Genomic DNA, 19,959 nt, shown 5'->3' on the forward strand with positions numbered 1-19,959 from the left:
CACGGGGCTTTCTATGAATTATGCTTTCAGGAGAGCGCCGCCGGCCAGCAGGAAAAATACCATGAGTTGTTCATCTGTGAACCGCAGCCGGAGCTGTGCCAGCGCTTTGGCTTTATGCTCCTTCACCGTAAAAACGGATATGCCCATTTGTTCAGCTATTTCTTCCAGCCGCAGTCCTTCGAAGTATATCATCCGGAATACCTGCTGCCGCTTAACGGGTAACAGCGCTATTTCCCGGTGAATGGACTGCAGTAGCTCGGCGTGGATCATTCGCTGCAGTACATAGTCGTCTTCCTGCTGGTCTTCCAGGTACATCATTTCACGGGTGTAATGGTCTTTCACTTTCCGGTGGCGCAACTGATTGAGACAGGCGTTGCGGGTGGATGTATACAGAAAGCCACGGATGCTCCCGGGATGGTCGAAGTCGGCACGTCTGTGCCATAACTTGACATAGCTGTCTTTTACGATGTCTTCCGCCTCAGCGGCGTCGGCAAGCAGTTGTCCGGCAAAAAATACCAGCGCTTTGTAGTGTGCTTTAAAGAAAGCGTCGAAAGCTTGTGGATTCCCTTGTTGAAACGCAGGGATGATTGCTTCCAGATTATCTAGACTCTCCATGACAATAAACGGTATTGGTTGATAGACCATCCCAGGCGGGCTAAACTAAGCAAATATGCGGATACCTGCAAGCTATGCGCCCAACGGAAATTTTTTTTTGGGTGGACTAGTTCAAACTATCAGTCACCGTGTTTTAGAGACAATACCGGCAGAAGGCGCAGTGAAATTGTTATTGTCATGTGAACGGGCTGAAAATGTGTGAAGGCCATAGTATTTTGCGCGCCGGTAAAATTTCAGGTATAAAAGCAGTACAACTTGTCGATATCATTATCAGAGAAGGACCAGCGGCAGCTGGACACTATGGAGCGGATAGCGGAACTGTTGCACCGCCGTTTGCAACAGCGTATTACCGCGGCGGAAGCCGGGGAGCTGGAGCGTTGGCTGGCAGCGCAGTCACCAGCGGCCCGGCAGTTTTATGAAAGCATACAGGAGTGGCCTGCACTTAAGAAAGCGTTGCTGGCCATGGAGCAGGTGGATGAAAAGGCTGCGCTGCAGGAGGTGTGGGACCGGATCGGCACCATCGCTCCACAAAAAGAAACCGTTATCCGGAAGATGTCGTGGTGGCGCATTGCAGCGGCTGCGGTATTGATGTTGGCAGGTATCGGCATGTTGTGGAAACATTACGCGCCCCGGCCGTTGGATAGTCTGCCGATCGCAGCACGTTATCAGGGAGAAGCACTCCCCGGCGGTAACAGGGCCATCCTGCAACTGGCCGATGGCAGTATCATCGCGCTGGACAGTGCTGCTAACGGAACACTTGCCCGTCAGCAACAGACAGTAGTGAAGAAGACGGCTGAGGGAACATTGCAATACGAGCCAGTGGGTGCGGCCAAAGAGGCGGCTGTCGTATTTAATACTATCACCACTCCCCGTGGCGGACTGTATCAGGTAGTGTTGCCGGACGGCACGCGGGTATGGCTCAACGCTGCTTCTTCGCTGCGCTACCCGACCGCTTTCACCGGGCAGGAGCGGGTGGTGGAACTGAGCGGCGAAGCTTATTTCGAAGTAGCACCGCAGGCTGATAAACATTTTCTTGTGAAGACCGGTGGTGAACAGCCTACCGACATCACCGTGCTGGGCACAGCCTTTAACGTGAACGCCTATGCTGACCAGCCAAATAATGTTACCACCCTGGTGAACGGAAAAGTGCGCGTGTCCGGAAAAGGCGGGCAGGTGGTCCTGCAGCCGTCGCAGCAGGTGGTGGCCGCACGCGGCATGTCGCCGGTGGTACGTGCAGCTAACCTCGAAGCCGCCCTGGCATGGAAAGAAGGACTGTTCTCGCTGGAAGGCGCCGGCATTGAAGAGATCATGCAACAGATCTCCCGTTGGTATGACGTGGAGATCGTATACCAGGGAAAAATCGAACAACAGTTTGTGGGAAAGATCCCCCGTAATATGAAATTATCCGCAGTATTAAAAGTATTAGAGTCTACCGGATGGGTGCATTTCAGCATATCCGGAAAAACAGTCACGGTAGCGCCGTGATAAAAAACAACCAATTATCTAAACGAAGTTTAGTTACATGCAACAACCGAACAATGTCAACCGACGGCGCTCCGACGCCGCCCGGGGAGGTAGTATGCGCCGCCGCAGCCTGATCATCGGCCTGCTGTTCTGCGCCCTGCTGCCTGCTCTCTCTCTTTCCGCCCAAACCGTCACCTTAAACACCTCCCGGATGCCGCTTGAAAAAGTGTGCAGGGAGGTGGAGAAACAAACCGGCTATTATTTCGTATACCCGGAGCATCTGCGGCAAAATAGCCCGCTGATCACTGTATCGCTGAAAAATGCGGAGATAAACACAGCCCTGCGACGCATTTTTGAACACACGACCTATCGTTATGAGGTGACGGACAAAGTGGTGTCCGTCAACACGGCGCCGCAGAAGAACAAATTGGAGAAGCCTTCGTCCGCAAAGGATTCCGTGACGATTACCGTAAAGGGAAAAATATTGTCAGGACAGACGATATCACCGTTGGAGAATGCTTCTGTGTCCACATCCTACAGCCAGAAAACCACGCTGACCAATGAAAGAGGTGAGTTTGAACTGAAGGGAGCCTATCCCGGAGAAGAGCTGATTGTCAGTTATGTAGGCTATGAAAAATACAAGGCGGTTGTTCTCAAACCCACCGTCACTATTGTGATGAAGCCGGCAGACAATATGCTGGACAAAGTGGTGGTGAAAGCTTATGGTGTGACGAGCAAACGCTTTAATACCAGCAGTATCGTAACTGTATCAGGCAAAGAGTTGCAGGACCTGCCCGTACAGAATCCGCTGATGGCACTTGAAGGAAGGGTGCCGGGGCTGCAGATCACGCGGGCCAACAGCTCGCCGGGTTCGCCGTTAAAGATAGAGGTGCGTGGCCGGAACGGTATCAATGGCCTTGTGTCGTCCGATCCGCTGTTTGTGATCGACGGTGTGCCGCAAACGGTGCTGGACCTGTCGCAACAGGACGTCGCGCGGCTTCGCATGTTCAACGGTAAAAACAACCTGATCTCCGACGGCCTCGACCAGTCGGGAATGGGAGTGGGATTAAGCCTGATGTTTGGTCTCAGCGTCAACGATATTGAGTCCATCGAGGTGCTGAAAGATGCCGGTGCTACCGCCATCTATGGCAGCCGTGGCGCTAATGGCGTTATCCTCATCACCACCAAAAAAATCAAACAGGGGAAAAACCGCTTTTCCCTGAACCTGTCGCAGGGTATTAAAGCGGCGGTGAAATATCAGCCTTATCTGAACACGCAGGATTACCTGGCCATGCGCAGGGAAGCATATGCCAACAGCGGCCTTACACCCTCGAAAGTGCCCGGCCAGCCCGGATATGCACCGGAACTGTTTGTGATGGACACGACCCGGTACACCAACTGGCAGCGGTACATGTATGGCGGCACCGGTTTATATACTACTGTGAACCCGCGGTTGTCGGGTGGTTCTGCCAGCAGTTCCTACCTGTTGTCGGGCACCTATACACGACAAACAGACATCACCCCGGTGAATACCAAAGCGCAATCTGCCAGCGTGTTGCTGAAGCTCGATAACCGCAGCCTGAACAACCGGTTCAAATCCTCTTTCAGCGCGCTGTACATCAATTCTGTCAATACCGGCCTGGGATCGATAATGGCACAGGGCGACCTCCGTCCGCATGAAGCAGATGCTTTCGATAGCCTTGGTAAACTGAACTATGCCGCCTATAAAAGAGCAAATGTAAATTTTCCCTTTCAGGGGTTGAAGCAGCGCTCTGTTTCCACCACTAATCGCATCAACGCAGGCTTTAACGCTTCTTATACCTTATTCGAAGGGCTGGAGCTGGCCACGCAGATCGGCTACAATATTTCCGTGAACAATCTCGATTATTTGAGCCCGGTAGCGTCTGCAGCGCCTAAGGCAGTCAGCGGCTCCGAAGCTACGGGAACGCATACACTGGGCAGCACCAACATTAACAACCTGACCGTAGAACCGCAGTTGCGCTGGAACAAATCTTTTGGCAACGGTGTGGTGAACGTGCTGGGGGGCGGCACCTATCAGGCTAACACCACAAAAACGACCTATACTTCCGGGATGAATTACCTCAGCGACGATATGATCAATGCACTTGCAGCGGCCCCCTCCCTGCTGGTGAAGAATAACAGTGGTCAGTATAAGTACGTCGGTGTTTTCGGTGCGGTGGATTATAACCTGGCAGAACGGTATATGCTGAGCCTGAGCGGCCGCCGGGATGGCAGCAGCCGGTTTGGCCCCGGAAAGCAGTTTGGTAATTTCTGGGCCGTGGCGGCAGGGTGGATCATCACCGAAGAACCATGGGCCCGGACCATTATACCGAAGCCGCTGACTTTCCTGAAATTGCGGGGCAGCTATGGTCTCACCGGCAGCGACGGTGTGGGCGACTACCAGTATCTGTCGCAGTGGGCTTATCCCCAGTACACCAACGGGATCAAGACTTTTCCTTTGCTGTATAACGGCGTGGCGCCGCTGATGGAAACACTTGTGGCCAACGACCAGTTCCACTGGCAGACAAATAAAAAGCTGGAGCTGGCGCTGGAGTTCAACCTCTGGGATAAAATCAACGTAGTGGCTGACTGGTACCGCAATCGCTGCGACAATCAGTTGCTCGGGTACCCTTTGCCGTTATTTACCGGTTTTAATACGATCACGGCCAACTCTGTAGCGAACGTACAGAACGCCGGTTGGGATTTTATGATTACCGCCGCGGTCCTGAAAACAAAAACCATTAACTGGAACGTCAGCGCTAACTTCAACCTGCAATCCAATAAGCTGTTGTCTTACCCCGGACTTGAGCTGTCGCCTTATGCCACGCTGTACAGAATAGGGGAGCCACTGAACAACCAGGCGGTGTTTCATTTCCTCGGCAGGGACCCTGCTACCGGCGAGGGGCATTATCTGGATGCCAACCACGACGGCAAAATCAACGTCAATTATAGCGTGTCGCCCGGAACGGCAGACGACGACCGTGTCGTATTCCTCGACATGAACCCCCGCTTTAGCGGTGGCTTTCAGACTACTTTTCAGTATAAGAACTGGAGCATCAATCCCTCTTTCAGTTTCCAGCGTGTCAACAAGCCCATTGGGTATAATATGTGGGGGCCGGAGCCCAGGAATATGAGTTACTGGCAATGGGAGCGGCAATGGGCACCAGACAGGCCCGGTGGTTTGCTGCCTCCTGTAACGGCGGTGTCTTCGCCGGAGGCAGACCGCTTTTCCAATTCAGACGCCAGTTACGAAATGGTGAACATACTGCGGATGAACAGCCTGCGGCTGGGCTGGGCCATGCCTGCCGCGAAAGTGGCTAAAGCGAGGATGTCGCAGGTGGTTTTCAACCTGAGCGCTGACAACCTGTGGTTGCTGACCAACTACAAAGCAGGCGTTGATCCTGACATCCGGAACGGTATCCCCAGCACCCGTACCGTTACGCTGGGCTGTAATATTTCCTTCTAAAGCAAAGTTATTTATGGTAAACCTGACGCATACACGCAGTACTGTCACTATACTTTTTTTCGTCCTGTTGCTGGCTGCCAGCGGCTGTAAAAAGCTGATAGAGATCGATCCGCCGATAGATTCTGTGAATACCGGCGTTGTGTTCAACGACCCCGACAAGATTACCGCCGCTCTTTCAGGCATCTATTTTACATTGATGACCAACACCGGTACGCCTGCTTTCAGTAACGGGCATATGACCGTTTACGGCGGACTGATGGCCGATGAGTTGGTTCCCTATGCAGGCGTTTCCAATACGGCGGACTACCAGTTTTTTACCAACAAACTGTTGCTCTCGAACGAGCTGGTACAGCCGCTATTCTGGAACCCCGCTTACAGGGCCATTTATCTGTCTAATTCTATTTTGGAAGGGTTACAGACAACCAGCTCGCCCGCTATTACCGATAGTGTCCGCCGGCAGGCGGAAGGGGAATGCCGCTTTGCCCGTGCCTTTTGTTATCTGTACCTGACCGTCAATTTTGGCGATGTGCCCATGCCGCTGTCCACCAAAGTCATGGAGGAAGCCGAACAAAAGCGGCAGCCCATTGGGAAAGTACAGGAGCAGATCACGGCAGACCTCCGGGCGGCATCGCAACTGCTGCCGGATAATTTCGCTCTCACAAAAGGAGAGAAGCTGCGTCCCAACAAATATGCCGCTATAGCTTTGTGGGCCAGGCACTACCTGTATATGGAAAAGTGGGAGGAAGCCGCAACCCTGGCAGATGTTGTGATCAACAGCGGTGCTTTTAGTCTGCCTGGTTTGGAAAAGACTTTCAGTCCTTCCAGTGCGGAAGCTATCTGGCAACTGAAACACTCCACCGAGGGCACCGTTTCCCCCGTAATGGAAGAACCAAGGCTGCTGATGCCACAGGCCAGTTTGTCCTTACTGGACCCCGCCACACAGGAGATGATGCTGGAGCCTGCCATGTTTGAAGAATACAGTTACATGTTTATTGCCTCCTTTTCCATGACGGACGGGCTGATACAGGCCTTTGAGCCCGGCGACAAGCGGTTGGACAAATGGACGGACAGCCTGACCGTTCCGTTGGCCGCACCGTGGAACGGGAAAAAATACCGGTTTGCCGCTAAATATCAACGGCTGGTGGCAACTGGAGAGGCGCCGCCGCCTTATTACAACGTGTTGCGTCTGGCCGAACAATACCTGGTCCGGGCAGAAGCCCGGGCGCATACCGGCAACCTCGCCGGCGCTGTGGCCGACCTCAACGTCATCCGTTCACGGGCGGGGCTGCCGGCTATCAACGCAACGGGTAGGACCGCCGTGCTGGATGCCGTTATGCAGGAGCGACGCATAGAGCTGTTTGCAGAATGGGGGCATCGCTGGTTTGATCTTAAACGTACAGGCAAGGCTGCACAGGTGCTTGGCAGGATTCCGGAGAAGCAGCCGTGGTCCGATACCAGGCTCCTGCTGTTTATTCCTCCTGCTGAAATACAGAATGCACCCGGACTTTCGCAAAATCCCGGATATACCTGGTAAGTAGTCCTGACACCCATCTTAGACAGCAGCCCCGGAAACAGCACTGTTTCCGGGGCTGCTGTTTGTTAACCTTTACAGATCATTGCTTATTCCCCGATCTTTTAGTAAATTGATCGTATCCGACATAAACCCACTTTCACATATGAGTACCCGAATACCATCCACCTCCCGGAGGATCATAGAAACGATCATTGTGCTGCTGTTGCTGCTCGGGCTCATGTATGCCTTGTACGACGTACTGAAGGTCTTTTTCGGCGTCTTCACTTTTGCCATCATTTTTTCCGTGTCGCTGTTTGGCCTGTACGAAAAAGCAGTCGTGTGGCTGGGAGGACGGCGCAAGCTGGTCGCTGTTATCTACTCCTTCCTGCTGGTGGCGGTGGTGGCGTTGCCGTTTGCCTATGCGGTGTCCACGGTGAACGACCATCTGAAAGAAATCGGTTACTGGCTGGAATCGGCGAAAGATGAAGGTATCCCGGACTTACCGGTGTGGATCACTAACCTGCCGCTGGTAGGGAAAGAGGTATCGCAGTTCTGGCATGAGCTGCAGCTGCGCCCAAGGGAAACGGCCGGTATTTACGAACGGCAGATCATGCACAGTATTCACCGTGTGGTGACGACAGGCGTGGGCATCCTCGGGATGGCCCTGCAGGTGGTGCTGGGCATTATCGTTTCCGCCATTTTCCTGGTCAGCGGTGACCGGCTGATGCGGCCGGTACGCGCCACCATGACCCACATGTTCGGCGACAAAGACGGCTACGCCCTGCTGGCGGCCACAGCACAGGCAGTGAAAGGTGTTTCTATCGGCGTCATGGGCACCGCCCTGGCCGCAGCCGTTGTTTCATGGATAGGTTTCAAAATAGCCGGCATTCCTTTCGCCCTCGCGCTGGCGGCCGTCGTTTACTTCCTGGTGCTCATACAGGTAGGACCGCTATGGGTGTGGATACCCCTCGTTATCTGGATGGCGATAGAGGGACACACCGGCTGGGCCATCTTCCTCGCCATCTACGGCGCCGGCGTTTTAATACTGGACGGTGTTTTAAAACCGGTGCTCATTGCAAAAAGCGGAAAACTTCCGTTTCTTGTGCTTTTCCTCGGAGTTATCGGCGGCATGATCGCATGGGGGTTCACCGGCATGTTCAAAGGCGCCATTATCCTGGCGGTGTTCTATACTGTCTTTAACTCCTGGCTGGAAAAAACCAAATACTATGCACCTAAAGAATAAATAATGAAACATTTTTTCCTGCTGAGCACCGTAGCCGTGCTTATCCTATGCCGGACAGTGACAATGGCTCAAAACGCTTTCAAATTTGCGCTGATGACTGACATCCACGTGGGCAGCGATCATGCTGCAGAAGACGTACAGCGCAGCGTAGCCGATATCAATCAGGACCCTTCCATCGCCTTTGTGATCATCTCCGGAGACATCACCGAATTCGGCGCGGATGAAGAACTGCAACTCGCCAAACGACTGCTCGACAGCCTCAACAAACCCTGGCACATCATTCCCGGAAACCACGACACTAAATGGTCTGAAAGCGGTGGCAATACCTTCCGCCGCGTGTTCGGCAGTGAAACTTTTTCGTTTAAGCATGGCGGTTACTGGTTCATCGGTACCAACTGCGGCCCTAATATGCGCATGGGGCCCGGACAGGTGCCCCGCGAAAATGTAGTGTGGCTCGATAATTTGCTGAAAACAAAGGATACCACCACACCGATTATTTATATCAATCACTACCCGCAAAACGCAGACCTCAATAACTGGTATGAAGCGCTCGACCGCCTGAAACAACACAACATCCAGTTGATCCTCTGTGGTCACGGTCACGCCAATAAAACCTTCGATTTCGAAAATATTCCCGGCGTGATGTGCCGCTCCAACCTGCGTGCGAAAGACAGCATCGGAGGGTACAATATCATCACGGTTGCCAACGGCCAGGCTACTTTTGAAGAGCGAACACCGCTGATCGGCAAAAACCGCCAGTGGACGGCTCAACCGCTGAAAAGCCACCATGCCCGCTATGATGCTGCGCCGTTTGAACGACCGTCCTATGCCATGAACGACTCATTCCCTTCGGTGAAAGCGCTCTGGACCTTCCAGGACAACAGCGACATCGGCTCGGGCATGGCGCTGGTCAAAAACCTGGTGATCTCTACCAATACCGCCGGCGAGGTGTACGCCCTGCAGGCGGCCAACGGCAAAAAGAAATGGACCTTCAAAACCGGCGGTAAAGTGTATGCCACCCCGGTAGTCGATGGTGACAATATCGTAGTGGCTTCTTCCGACCACTACATCTATTGTATTCAGGCTTCCAACGGAAAACAACGCTGGCGCTTTGAAACGGGTAAACCCGTGGTCGCCAGTGCGGAGATTGCTAACGGTATCGCCTATATCGGCGCATCTGACGGGCGTTTCCGGGCTATCAATGTAACCACCGGCAAACTGGTATGGGAATTTGCCGGTGTGAAAGGTTTTGTAGAAGACAAACCCCTGGTATACCAGGGCAATGTGTACTTCGGCAGCTGGGGCAACGATTTTTATGCCCTCGATGCTACTACGGGAACACTGAAATGGAAATGGAACAATGGCGCTTCCAACCGCATGTTCTCCCCGGCGGCCTGTTACCCTGTGGGCGCACAGGGTAAAGTGTTCATCGTGGCGCCGGACCGCTACATGACGGCCTTCGACAGCCAGACCGGCAACGTTATCTGGCGTAAGACCGTGCCGGGTGTAAGAATGCGCGAATCGATCGGACTGGCGGCAGACAGCAGCCAGACTTTCATTAAAACGATGGATGGCAATCTGTATGGTGTGTCTGCCACAGCGGATACCATGCAGCTGCTGTGGAAATCACCCATCGAAATGGGCTATGAACTGAACCCTGCCGCTGCGGTGGAGCGCGATGGTATTATCTTCACGCCTACCCACTCCGGCGTAGTGTATGCGGTTAACCGGAAAGACTATACGCTGCTATGGAAACATAAGTTGTCCAACTGCCTGGTAAATGCTGTATTGCCTATTGGCAACAGGAAAGTGCTGGTAAGCACCATGGACGGGAAACTGGCTTGTATCGGTTACTAACCGTAAAGTATATAGGAAAAGAGCGGGCCTCTCTAATGGCCCGCTCTTTTTATTTAGATGAAAAAACTACCATTTTTACCCGGAGGCAGCGGATTATTCTGCATTTTCCAGTACCATCTGGCATAACTGCCGGCAGCCTGTGAGTTAAAGTCAGGATGGATCTTACTGATCTGGTTGTTACTGAAGTCAGCATTGTTGATAAAAATATGAGCGATCTGCCCGGGTAATTCGGTCAACCGGTTGTTTTGCATCCAGAAATCACCAAAGCGGGAGCCGCTGTCAATAGGCGGCAGCTCGGCAATCTGGTTGTGATGGCCATAAAAATCGGTCAGCGGCGCGTTGAAAATGGATGGGTGAAGCTCCGTCAACTGATTATGTGAGATATCCAATACGCGCGTGGTGAACTCACAGTGGGTCATTTCGAAGGAAGACAGCTCGTTGCGCGACAGGTCCAGTTTTTCCCATGCTATCGGTTGCCCGCCTGAAACCGTGGCCAGCTGACGGGTATCTACTTCCTGTATTTTATTGGAACGCAGCAGCAGTTCAGATAATTTGTATTTGCCCAGGAAATAGGGAAATGCGGTGATCAGGTTGCTGCTGAAATCCAGCTGGTCCAGCTTCGGTAGACGTGTTAACGCTTCGGGAACGGCTGTCAGCTTGTTGTTACGCGCTTCGAGCAGGATCAGTTGCTGCATGTCAAACACCGCTTGGGGAACGGCTGTCAGCTGATTGTTGCTTATCATCAGCCCCATCAGGTTTTTCAGCGATCTTAACCAGTCCCAGTTTTTTAGTTTTACGCCGGTGACATTCAGTGATTTCAGGTGTACCAGTGATTGCAGCGAATCTTCCACCGTCAGCGTGTTATGCGCTATGTGTAACGTATGCAGTTGCGTGAGTGTGCCGATAGATGCCGGTATCTCTATATGACAGCCATTGAGCCGCAGGTGTTTTATACCCGGCATCTCCGCGAAAATAGGAATGGCTGTGGCTATATCGAAGCCTTTACAGTTTTCAAAATCCCAATCGGCGATCTGTGTGAAGAACGCTATTTCAGGCGGAAGAGTAATGTTTTCAATGCCCTTCATGCTGAAGGAATCTGCCTTTACCTTACTGATATTATTGTTGGTGCCGGCCACCAGTTGGTACATCAGGCGGAACATCACTTCGTCCACATCCTTGTTGGATACGACGCGTTGCAGTTTGGAACTCACGTTGCCGCCTACACGCAAAGACATTTTGTTGTTTTTTATGTGTTGCCGGAATGCCTGAGAGCCGTATTTGTCATACAGCTTCTCTGCCTTTTTATGGATCGTTTTATCCGGGTGGGCCAGCATGACCACGGCCAGCAGCGTCTGGATGATTTTGTTGGCGCCGCCGGTTTCGATGATCTCGAAGGCCAGCTGGTAGTTGTCCGGGTCATTGGAGGTGAAGAGGCGCAACAGCTGCGTGTTGGCAGCTTCGTTGTCGTCCTGCAGCAGCCAGTGATCGTCTTTATTGATCAGCACCTCGTTGAGCTGGTCGGTGGTGATGACCTGGCAACCTGTGTCCAGTAAGGGCATCAGGTCTTCCATGGTGGTATTGGTGCCGATGACCACAATCGTATTGCCGCCTGTTTGTTTGTTGTTGACAGCAATACCATACTGTTCCAGCTTTTCACTGATGGATTTCTGGCTTTCTCCTTTGGGCCTGGCCAGCAAATACAGGCCGGGACGCTGCTGCGCGGCGATGGCGCTTGTCAGTGCGTTTGGCAGCAACGCATTGATCGCCGGGATTGCCTTCAGGTGGATACCGAACAACAACTGTAACTGCTGGTCGTTGTAGTTTTTGTCTTTTACTTTCAGCCTGAATTCCGGTAATGTTTCCCGGAAGGCGTAATGTATCTGTACCCGCCGGGTGGTGGCCACACACAAAGGTGTTCTGTGCGGTTCGGCGCGCCATAGGCCATTGTAACGAATCTCGATCTTACGGAGTTTGTCCAGCAGTGGCATATGTTGCAAGGACAACAACTGGTAATAATCATCTCCGGTAACAGTGATATCCAGCTCCTGAAGGTCCGGCAAGGCTGCCAGCAGGGGTATGATTTGCGGGATAGCCCCGGTCATTTTATCATTGTGGATCGTCAGGTGTGTTAGCTGCTTCAGTAGCTTCAGATTGTCCGGGAAAGCGTTGCCCCGCCAGTTGCTCAGGTCAATCGAGCGAAGCGCCGGGAGTTGCGCCAGCAATAGTAATCCTTTGTTGACATCCATATTGCCGTTGTTGAGCCGGATGCTTTCCAATTGTTGGAACTGAACGATTTCTGCTGGCAGCGTTTTTATTTTGGACCATGAAATATTGATGGACTTCAGCTGTTTCAGGGAATAAATGGAACCCGGCAGTTCGGTCATATTTTTGACATGGAGCGTGGCATGTTCTGTGTGGGGATATTGCAGGAAGATGTCGTCCGGCAGTTCGTTGATTTCTCCGTTGGAGTCCTGGATTTCCAGTTCTTTATTCGTTGTGTAGTAGATGTATTTACTCAGGTCTTGCATCACATTACATTTTGGCGAGCAGCAACTTGGCTACTTCGGGTATGCTGTATAGTTTTTTAAGGCTTTTGTTGGTGGCGTTCACCAGGTCCTGCGCCATGGCCAGCCGGAGGTCGTTGGGGATGAAGCCCAGCAGGATAAATGCTTTCAGGTTGTTGAAAGCTTTGTCGCTGAGGTCTTCTTTCATATTGAGCAGGTGGTTGGTAAGCCTGGTCATCATCACGGAGAGGATGTCCATGCGTTTAGTCTGCCCGTCTACCAGTGCTTTGATCTGCGCTTCCATGATGGGGAAATTCGGTGCGTTGAGGATGTCCTGCGGTGCGATGAGCTTATCGAGGTCCATGTTCACGAAGGTGATGAACGCGGAAGTGGTGGCTTCGTCGAGGCAGCCGTCGCCGAGCATTTTCACCAGGTCGAGGTCGGCCCGCAGGTCAGCGATGGTTTCGAGCGACTGGAAGAACTGCACCAGCGAGCGTGGCGTAGTACGTGCGCCGGTAACTACTTCCGGGTAGGTGAGGATGAAGTCGATGCCGCGGGGATCGATGCCGGCGCTTTCTGCCCAGCGCGCCCATGTTTTCACGTCAAACTCCATGGTGATGTGCATCATACGGGTGAGCATAGCGTCGTCCATGGTGGAAACGGAATAGTCGCCGCCATCGGGGTTGGCGGTGAGGACGATGATCCATCCTTCCGGGAAGCGCCAGCTGACCAGCTCGTAGTTCTGCAGCAGCTGCATGATACCGCGCAGGATGCGGTCGTCGGCGCGGTTTACGTCGTCTATCAGGAAGATGCCGGGACCTTTCTGTTTGGGCACCCAGTCGGGCGCCACAAATTGGGTGGCGGCATTGTCGGTGAGCTGTGATATTTTGGGCATCCCCAGCAGGTCGCCCATTTCTTCAAACTGAGCGGGGGCGATGTAGGTGAAGTGGTAGCCTTTGCGCAGTGCGAAATCGCGTACCATTTCTGTTTTGCCGATACCGTGCAGGCCCCAGATACAAACGGGGGTAGGCCTGCGTTTGCCGGCATGTTCGGGGTTGTCAAAGTGCTGATGGGTTACATGTTCGAGCATTCTCTCCACCTGTTGGGCATTGACTTTTGTTCCGTAGGTGATGTAGTTGAATTGCGGTGTTTTCGTTGTTGTCATAGTTTTTTGCAGTATCTCGGAATATAAGTTCAGGATGAAATCAGTTTGGCTTTTCTGCCGGGCAGTGCGCGGAACTCGTCTGTATCGCTGCCGATGCCGTTGTTGCTGATGACCCACAGCAGCGGGAAACGCGCGGTGACGGTAGGTGCGGGCGCGACGCCATCGGTGAAGTAGATCAGCCCGTCCGGGCGGAAGTTATCGTTGCCATAGGCAATCGGCGGGTTGAAATCGGTGCCGCCGCGGCCCAGGATAAATTCAGGCGGTGTGCCCTTATAGGTGTACACCCGTTGTACGGCGGCGTCGCATTCGAGCACGTGTATTTCGGCGCCCTGCCGCCAGAGATGATGTACTTCGTTGAAAAAGGTAGCCAGCTCATCGCCGCCTACGCTGCCGGAGGTGTCCACTGCTATCAGCAGTTTTTTCTGTTTCCGGATTTTGATGCCGGGATTGGTGCCAAAGCGCCGGGAGGGGCGTTTGAGCGTATTACGCACTTTTGTTTTGCTGCTGCTTTCTGAAAAAAGCCGGATGACACGGCGCCAGTCTACCAGTGGTTTGCTTTTGAGCAGGATAGAGTCGAGGTAGGCCCTGAAAGAACCGGGCAGTTTACCGTAGCTTTTTTCGCTGGTTTTGGAACGGGCAATGTTGATAAGATTATCAATTTCAAGGCTCGTCAGGTCTTTATCCAGCTGGCTGCGTTCGAAGATCTCCCGCCACTGGCGGTGACGTTCCATGCCGTGGGAGGCTGCTGAGATAGAACATAACATGCGCGCGCTTTCACAGTCTTTATACAACGTGTCGATGTTATCGCGCAGGTGTACCAGTTTCTCGTAATAATATTGCCATGTCTGGTTTTTTTCGAGATTTAAATCCGGAAAACCTTCCAGGAACACTGATTCCACCGGCAGCTGCGCCCGGTCGATGTATTGGTTGACCACAATGTCCATGGCGATGTTGACCAGCAGGCGGTCGGCCGTCGGCTCCCATACCAGCGTATGTTTGAAAACGATGTGTAATACTTCATGTTTTACTACTCCATAACGGTGACGCTTATCTGTAAAAAAGTGGTCCCAGAAGGTGGGATTGATATAAAGCGTATGGCCTCTCTGGCGCAGGCCTACAGCCATGGTCTGTATCTCTGAATCGGGGCTGGTCACTTCTTTATTGATGGCGGCAAAAAAGTGGGAATAGAAAGGCTCCTGCATCAATAGTTCTATGCTGGTCCGGGTAACTTCTTCCAATATTCTTCTATGGTCCATTGCTGTGGGCGGGGTGGTTTGCGACAGCAAAATATAATAAAAAGATTAATGCACAAAGGCGGGACGGAACAGATGGGCAGGATCTTTGTGCAAAGGGGCGCCGGTGCGATGTTTTGCGGGCATCAAATAATTCCCGCCGCGCACCGTTAATAGGAGTATATTTGCAACGTTTTTTATTTGCCAGGCTATTATGATTGCATCCATATTGACCAGACTGGAGTCATCCCGAAAAGAGCTGCTGGATCTGGGACTGAAGAATCCCCTTTTAAACTACAAGTTATCTGCCAGCAAAGGGTTACACATTGTCGACGAAGTATCAGCAGCGGTATATGAACTGCTGGTGGTGGAAAATAAGACGCTGACATTTCTTGACCGTCCGGATAAAAAAGCCGGACAGGCCGATGCGATGTACCAGGAGCGGCCTGCTGCCACTGGTAAAGACGCCGTACACGACACCAGGCTGCAGACCAACGAGTCGCAGCTGAACCTGCATACCCGTTTGCTCAATACCTACTATGCCGCCAGGATGAGCATAGAAGAACAGGGTTTTAACATCCTGTACCTGTCGCTCGGTATGCTGCAATGGTGCGAGGCAGGCAGCACAGAGCCGCGGCTGGCGCCACTGGTGCTGGTGCCGGTGCAGCTGGACCGTTCCGATATCCGCGAACGTTTCCGGTTGAAATACACGCTGGAAGAAGTGGAGTCTAATATCTCGCTGGAGGCGAAGATGAAGGCGGACTTTAATATCAGCATCCCGGAGCTGCCGGAGACAGAAGATTTTGATATCACCGAATATTTCAAGGCCGTAGCGGCCGCCGTAGATGGTATGCCCGGTTGGAAAGTGGAACCTGACGCTATTGAGCTGGGCTTTTTCTCGTTCGGCAAATTCATGATCTACAATGATCTGGATGCCACCAACTGGCCGGGAGAGAGCGGTCCGCTGAACCATCCTGTGATCAACAGCCTGTTTGGCGGCGGTTTTTCTGATAACCAACCGGGTATTCCGGAAGATGCTTTTATAGACCATGAGCCGCGTGCCGATGAGCTGTTCCAGGTAGTAGACGCCGATAGTTCGCAGATCCTGGCCATGCTGGCCGTGCAGGAAGGAAAACACCTGGTGATACAGGGCCCTCCGGGCACCGGTAAATCGCAGACCATCACCAATATCATCGCCGATGCGGTGGGCAGGGGAAAGAAGGTGTTGTTCGTGGCCGAAAAAATGGCCGCACTGGAAGTGGTGAAACGCCGGCTGGACAATATCCAGCTGGGAGAAGCCTGCCTGGAGCTGCACAGCCACAAAGCCAACAAAAAGGAATTACACCAGGAGCTGCGCCGTGTGCTGGAACTGGGCCGGCCTTCCGTGCAAAAGCTGCGCGAAGAGGTGCTGTTGCTCAACACCCACCGGCAGGAGCTGAATGAATACTGCCAGGCTGTCAACGAACCGATAGGGCAGAGCGGCCTTTCCGTACATCAGATCACAGGCTACCTGTTACGCATAAACGAAGAATTAGCCGGGAAGCAGTTACCGGCTATCACGCCGCCGGATATGGCTTCCTGGGACGCCAGCGCCATGAACAAGGCAACGGCCATGGCCCAACGGATACAGGCTTGCCTGAGTGAAGCGGGCATGCCATCGCAACTATTATTCCTGGGCAGCGGGCTGAATGTATTGTTGCCGCATCAGCAGGAAGTACTGCAAAGGCAACTGCAGGACACCGCCGCGGCGGTATACGACTTGCAACAAACCCTCGCCGCTGTTGCCGGAAAGATGGGGCTGCAGGTACCGGAAGATGTGACGGGCATGCAGCAGCTGGTCCATGTATGCGACCTGTTGTCGCGCAAACCGGACCTCAGCGGGCTGAATACCGGCAACAAAGCGTGGTTGCTGCAACAGCAGGACATTATTTCCTGGCTGGAAGCAGGCCGCCGCCTGACCGCCATTCATCAGGCCTATCAGGACATCCTGATACCGGAAGCTTTTTCGCAGGATTTGATGGAAGTTCGCCAGAACCTGCTGGCCCACGGCGACAAATGGTACAAGTTCCTCATCGGCGCTTATAACCGCAGCAACAAACAGCTGGCCGCCCTGTGTAAAGGCGCGTTGCCCAAAGACAATACCGGGAAACTGCAATACGTAGACAGCATCATGGAATACCGCCGGCACGACGCGTTATTACAGGAACATGCCGCACTTGCGCGCGACCTGTTCGGCGCGCGCTGGCAGAAACACCAGACCGACTGGGATGCACTGGACACTGCGACCGCATATATAACGGATATGCATAAACGTATTTCTGCCGGTACGTGCCCTGACGCTGTATTGGATTGTTTGCATAAAAATATCGATCCTGCGGTGGCCGCGGCGGACCGCGATGCGCTGCAACAGGCAGGTGATAAGACAGCCGGGCTGCAGGCCGGCGTGCTGCAACAGCTGGAGATGCCCGGTTATCAATGGCCGGCCACTTTCGCCGGGACAGCGCGACAGCTGGGCCTGTGGAAAGACAGGCTGCCGGAGATCCATCATACCATTGCGTGGAACAACATTACCGAAACGGCGGCGCAGGAGCAATTGTCCTGTCTTATTACGCCATCGGCAGACTGGCCCGAGGCTGTCCGCCTGCTGAAGACCGTACTACAGAAAACATGGTACGAGTACTTGCTGGAAGCGGCGGTGAAAGCACATCCTGCGCTGCGCCGGTTCGACAGGGCGGGGCACGAAGAGCTGGTACAACAGTTCCGCCGCCTCGACGCCATGAATTTACAGTATAACCGTGCCCGTGCCGCGCTGAGCCACTGGGAGCAGATGCCCCGCATGGAAGCCGGCGGCCAGGTGAACATCATCCGTACAGAGTTCAATAAAAAAGCACGGCATATGCCGGTGCGCAAACTCATGAAAGAAGCCGGCCTGGCCATACAGGCCATCAAGCCGGTGTTTATGATGAGTCCTTTGTCCATCGCTAATTTCCTGCCACCGGCAACGCTGGAGTTTGACCTGGTGATCTTCGACGAAGCCAGCCAGGTGCGGCCGGTAGAAGCGCTGGGGGCTATCCTGCGCGGCAAACAGCTGGTCGTGGTGGGTGATACTAAACAGCTGCCGCCGACCAGTTTCTTCGACACCCTCACCAAAGAAGTAGAAGATGAAGAAAACATCACGGCAGATATGCAAAGCATCCTCGGTCTCTGTGACGCACAGGGCGCGCCGCAGCGTATGCTGCGCTGGCATTACCGCAGCCGGCATGAATCGCTGATCACTTTGTCGAACCACGAGTTTTATGAGAACAAGCTGGTGATATTCCCCAGCCCTGGCTCCAAAGACAGCCGCGGCCTGGTGTTTCATCACCTCACCGATACCGCCTACGACCGGGGTAAAACCCGCTCCAATCCCAAAGAGGCCGAAACGGTGGCGGACGCCGTGATGGAACATGCGCGCCGTCATCCGGGGCAGAGCCTTGGGGTAGTGGCATTCAGCACTTCGCAGCGTGAAGCCATCACGGTAGCACTGGAAACGCGCCGCCGCAACAATCCTGAACTGGAATCGTATTTCCGCCAGCATGCCGATGAGCCGTTTTTTGTGAAGAACCTGGAGAACGTACAGGGAGATGAAAGAGACGTGATTTTTATCTCCATCGGTTACGGTCGTACGGAGGAGGGTTATGTGGCCATGTCTTTCGGTCCGCTGAACAACGAAGGCGGCGAACGCCGGTTGAATGTACTGATCACCCGTGCGAAATCGCGCTGCGAGGTGTTTACCAATATTACCGCAGACGATATTGACCTTAACCGCACGCAAAGCCATGGTATTGCTGCGCTGAAGAACTTCCTGTACTATGCACAGCATGGGCGGCTGAATACGACCGTGGAAACCGGTCTGCCGGCGGACAGTCCTTTTGAGGAAAACGTAGCGGCCAAACTGGAGGCAAAGGGGTACATCGTCAGGAAACAGGTAGGTTCGCGTGGTTTTTATATCGATATGGCTATCGTGGACCCGGACAATCCCGGCCGCTATATTTTAGGGATAGAGTGCGATGGCGCCGCTTATCATTCCGCCCGTTCTGCCCGTGACCGAGACCGCCTGCGTCAGCAGATGCTGGAGGCTATCGGTTGGAAGATACACCGTATCTGGAGCACTGACTGGTTCCGCAATCCCGCAAAAGAGCGAGACAGGCTGGTGGCGGCAATAGAAGCCGCCAAAGCCTGTCTCGCTGCAGATGACCAGGAGAAGGAAGCCGAGATGATGCCTGTAGCGGCCCCGCTCCTGAAGCGGGAAGTGGTGGAGGAAGACATTGATGAGGCGCCGATGTACCAAATAGCCACGCTACCGGACGAGATCAGGGACCAGGAGTTTCATGCCGCGCCTATCGGCAGCCTGTGTGGCTGGATAGAGCAGGTGGTGAACATAGAAAGCCCGGTACACTTCGACGAAGTGGCCCGTCGCATGGTAGAAGCGGCCGGTATCACAAGGGTGGGTCCCCGCATCCGGGAGATACTGCGCCATGCCGTAAGACATTCCGATGCCAGCAAACGCATCAAAATAAAAGGACAGTTCTTATGGCATACCGCCCTGCCGGAGCCCGTGGTGCGTAACCGCAGCCTGCTGCCGTCCGGCGCCCGTAAGATCAACTATATTTCCGTGGAGGAAATGGGCGTGGCGCTGGAAAAGGTGGTAAAAGACGCTATCGCCATCCAGCGGGAAGATGCCGTGCCTTTCATCGCAAAGATGTTCGGCTACAGCCGTGTGACAGAAGAAATGAAAGAAGAGATCCTGAAAGCTATTGACATCAGTATCGCCAATAACGTAGTACAGCTGGAAGGCGATCTGCTGAAAGCATAAACGAACAGCCTGTGTATCGGAACC

At 53.5% G+C, this 19,959-nt stretch carries 10 protein-coding genes; 6 read left to right on the forward strand and 4 right to left on the reverse strand.

Going from position 1 to position 19,959, the window contains the following annotated elements:
• Positions 1 to 18 precede the first annotated feature (18 nt).
• Positions 19 to 615 (reverse strand): RNA polymerase sigma-70 factor, encoded by a 597-nt coding sequence (locus B5D63_RS06665; protein WP_159455914.1) that lies wholly within the window; start codon positions 613 to 615, stop codon positions 19 to 21.
• A 255-nt stretch (positions 616 to 870) separates the two neighbouring features.
• Between B5D63_RS06665 and B5D63_RS06670 the strand changes: the two genes are divergently transcribed.
• The 5 genes from B5D63_RS06670 to B5D63_RS06690 all read left to right on the forward strand — a co-directional run bounded on the left by B5D63_RS06670 (position 871) and on the right by B5D63_RS06690 (position 10,179).
• The gene (locus tag B5D63_RS06670; RefSeq protein WP_078667941.1) at positions 871 to 2,100 is read left to right on the forward strand and encodes a FecR family protein; all 1,230 of its coding nucleotides are present in this window, start codon (positions 871 to 873) and stop codon (positions 2,098 to 2,100) included.
• Between the two features lie 37 nt (positions 2,101 to 2,137).
• A complete protein-coding gene (locus B5D63_RS06675) occupies positions 2,138 to 5,566 on the forward strand; it encodes a SusC/RagA family TonB-linked outer membrane protein (RefSeq protein ID WP_078667942.1) in 3,429 nt (1,142 codons plus the stop codon).
• A gap of 13 nt (positions 5,567 to 5,579) precedes the next feature.
• Entirely contained in the window at positions 5,580 to 7,100 is a 1,521-nt protein-coding gene (locus tag B5D63_RS06680; RefSeq protein WP_078667943.1) for a RagB/SusD family nutrient uptake outer membrane protein, read from the forward strand.
• 142 nt (positions 7,101 to 7,242) lie between these two features.
• The gene (locus tag B5D63_RS06685; RefSeq protein ID WP_078667944.1) at positions 7,243 to 8,322 is read left to right on the forward strand and encodes an AI-2E family transporter; all 1,080 of its coding nucleotides are present in this window, start codon (positions 7,243 to 7,245) and stop codon (positions 8,320 to 8,322) included.
• A 3-nt stretch (positions 8,323 to 8,325) separates the two neighbouring features.
• Positions 8,326 to 10,179 (forward strand): outer membrane protein assembly factor BamB family protein, encoded by a 1,854-nt coding sequence (locus B5D63_RS06690; protein WP_078667945.1) that lies wholly within the window; start codon positions 8,326 to 8,328, stop codon positions 10,177 to 10,179.
• A 53-nt stretch (positions 10,180 to 10,232) separates the two neighbouring features.
• On the opposite strand, the gene B5D63_RS06695 is transcribed toward B5D63_RS06690, so the two are convergent.
• Genes B5D63_RS06695 through B5D63_RS06705 form a run of 3 tightly spaced genes read right to left on the reverse strand, consistent with a single transcriptional unit; the run spans position 10,233 to position 15,104 of the window.
• On the reverse strand, positions 10,233 to 12,707 hold the full coding sequence (locus B5D63_RS06695; protein WP_078667946.1) for a leucine-rich repeat domain-containing protein: 2,475 nt from the start codon (positions 12,705 to 12,707) through the stop codon (positions 10,233 to 10,235).
• Positions 12,708 to 12,711: 4 nt separating this feature from the next.
• Complete coding sequence (locus B5D63_RS06700) at positions 12,712 to 13,848, reverse strand: AAA family ATPase (protein ID WP_078667947.1); 1,137 nt, start codon at positions 13,846 to 13,848, stop codon at positions 12,712 to 12,714.
• Between the two features lie 29 nt (positions 13,849 to 13,877).
• Entirely contained in the window at positions 13,878 to 15,104 is a 1,227-nt protein-coding gene (locus tag B5D63_RS06705; RefSeq protein WP_078667948.1) for a vWA domain-containing protein, read from the reverse strand.
• A gap of 190 nt (positions 15,105 to 15,294) precedes the next feature.
• On the opposite strand from B5D63_RS06705, the gene B5D63_RS06710 reads away from it, so the two are divergent.
• Positions 15,295 to 19,935: a DUF3320 domain-containing protein gene (locus B5D63_RS06710; protein ID WP_078667949.1), complete on the forward strand. Its 4,641-nt coding sequence runs from the start codon at positions 15,295 to 15,297 to the stop codon at positions 19,933 to 19,935.
• The last annotated feature ends 24 nt before the right edge of the window (positions 19,936 to 19,959 follow it).

Source organism: Chitinophaga eiseniae (assembly GCF_900167135.1).
Classification (GTDB): Bacteria; Bacteroidota; Bacteroidia; order Chitinophagales; family Chitinophagaceae; genus Chitinophaga; species Chitinophaga eiseniae.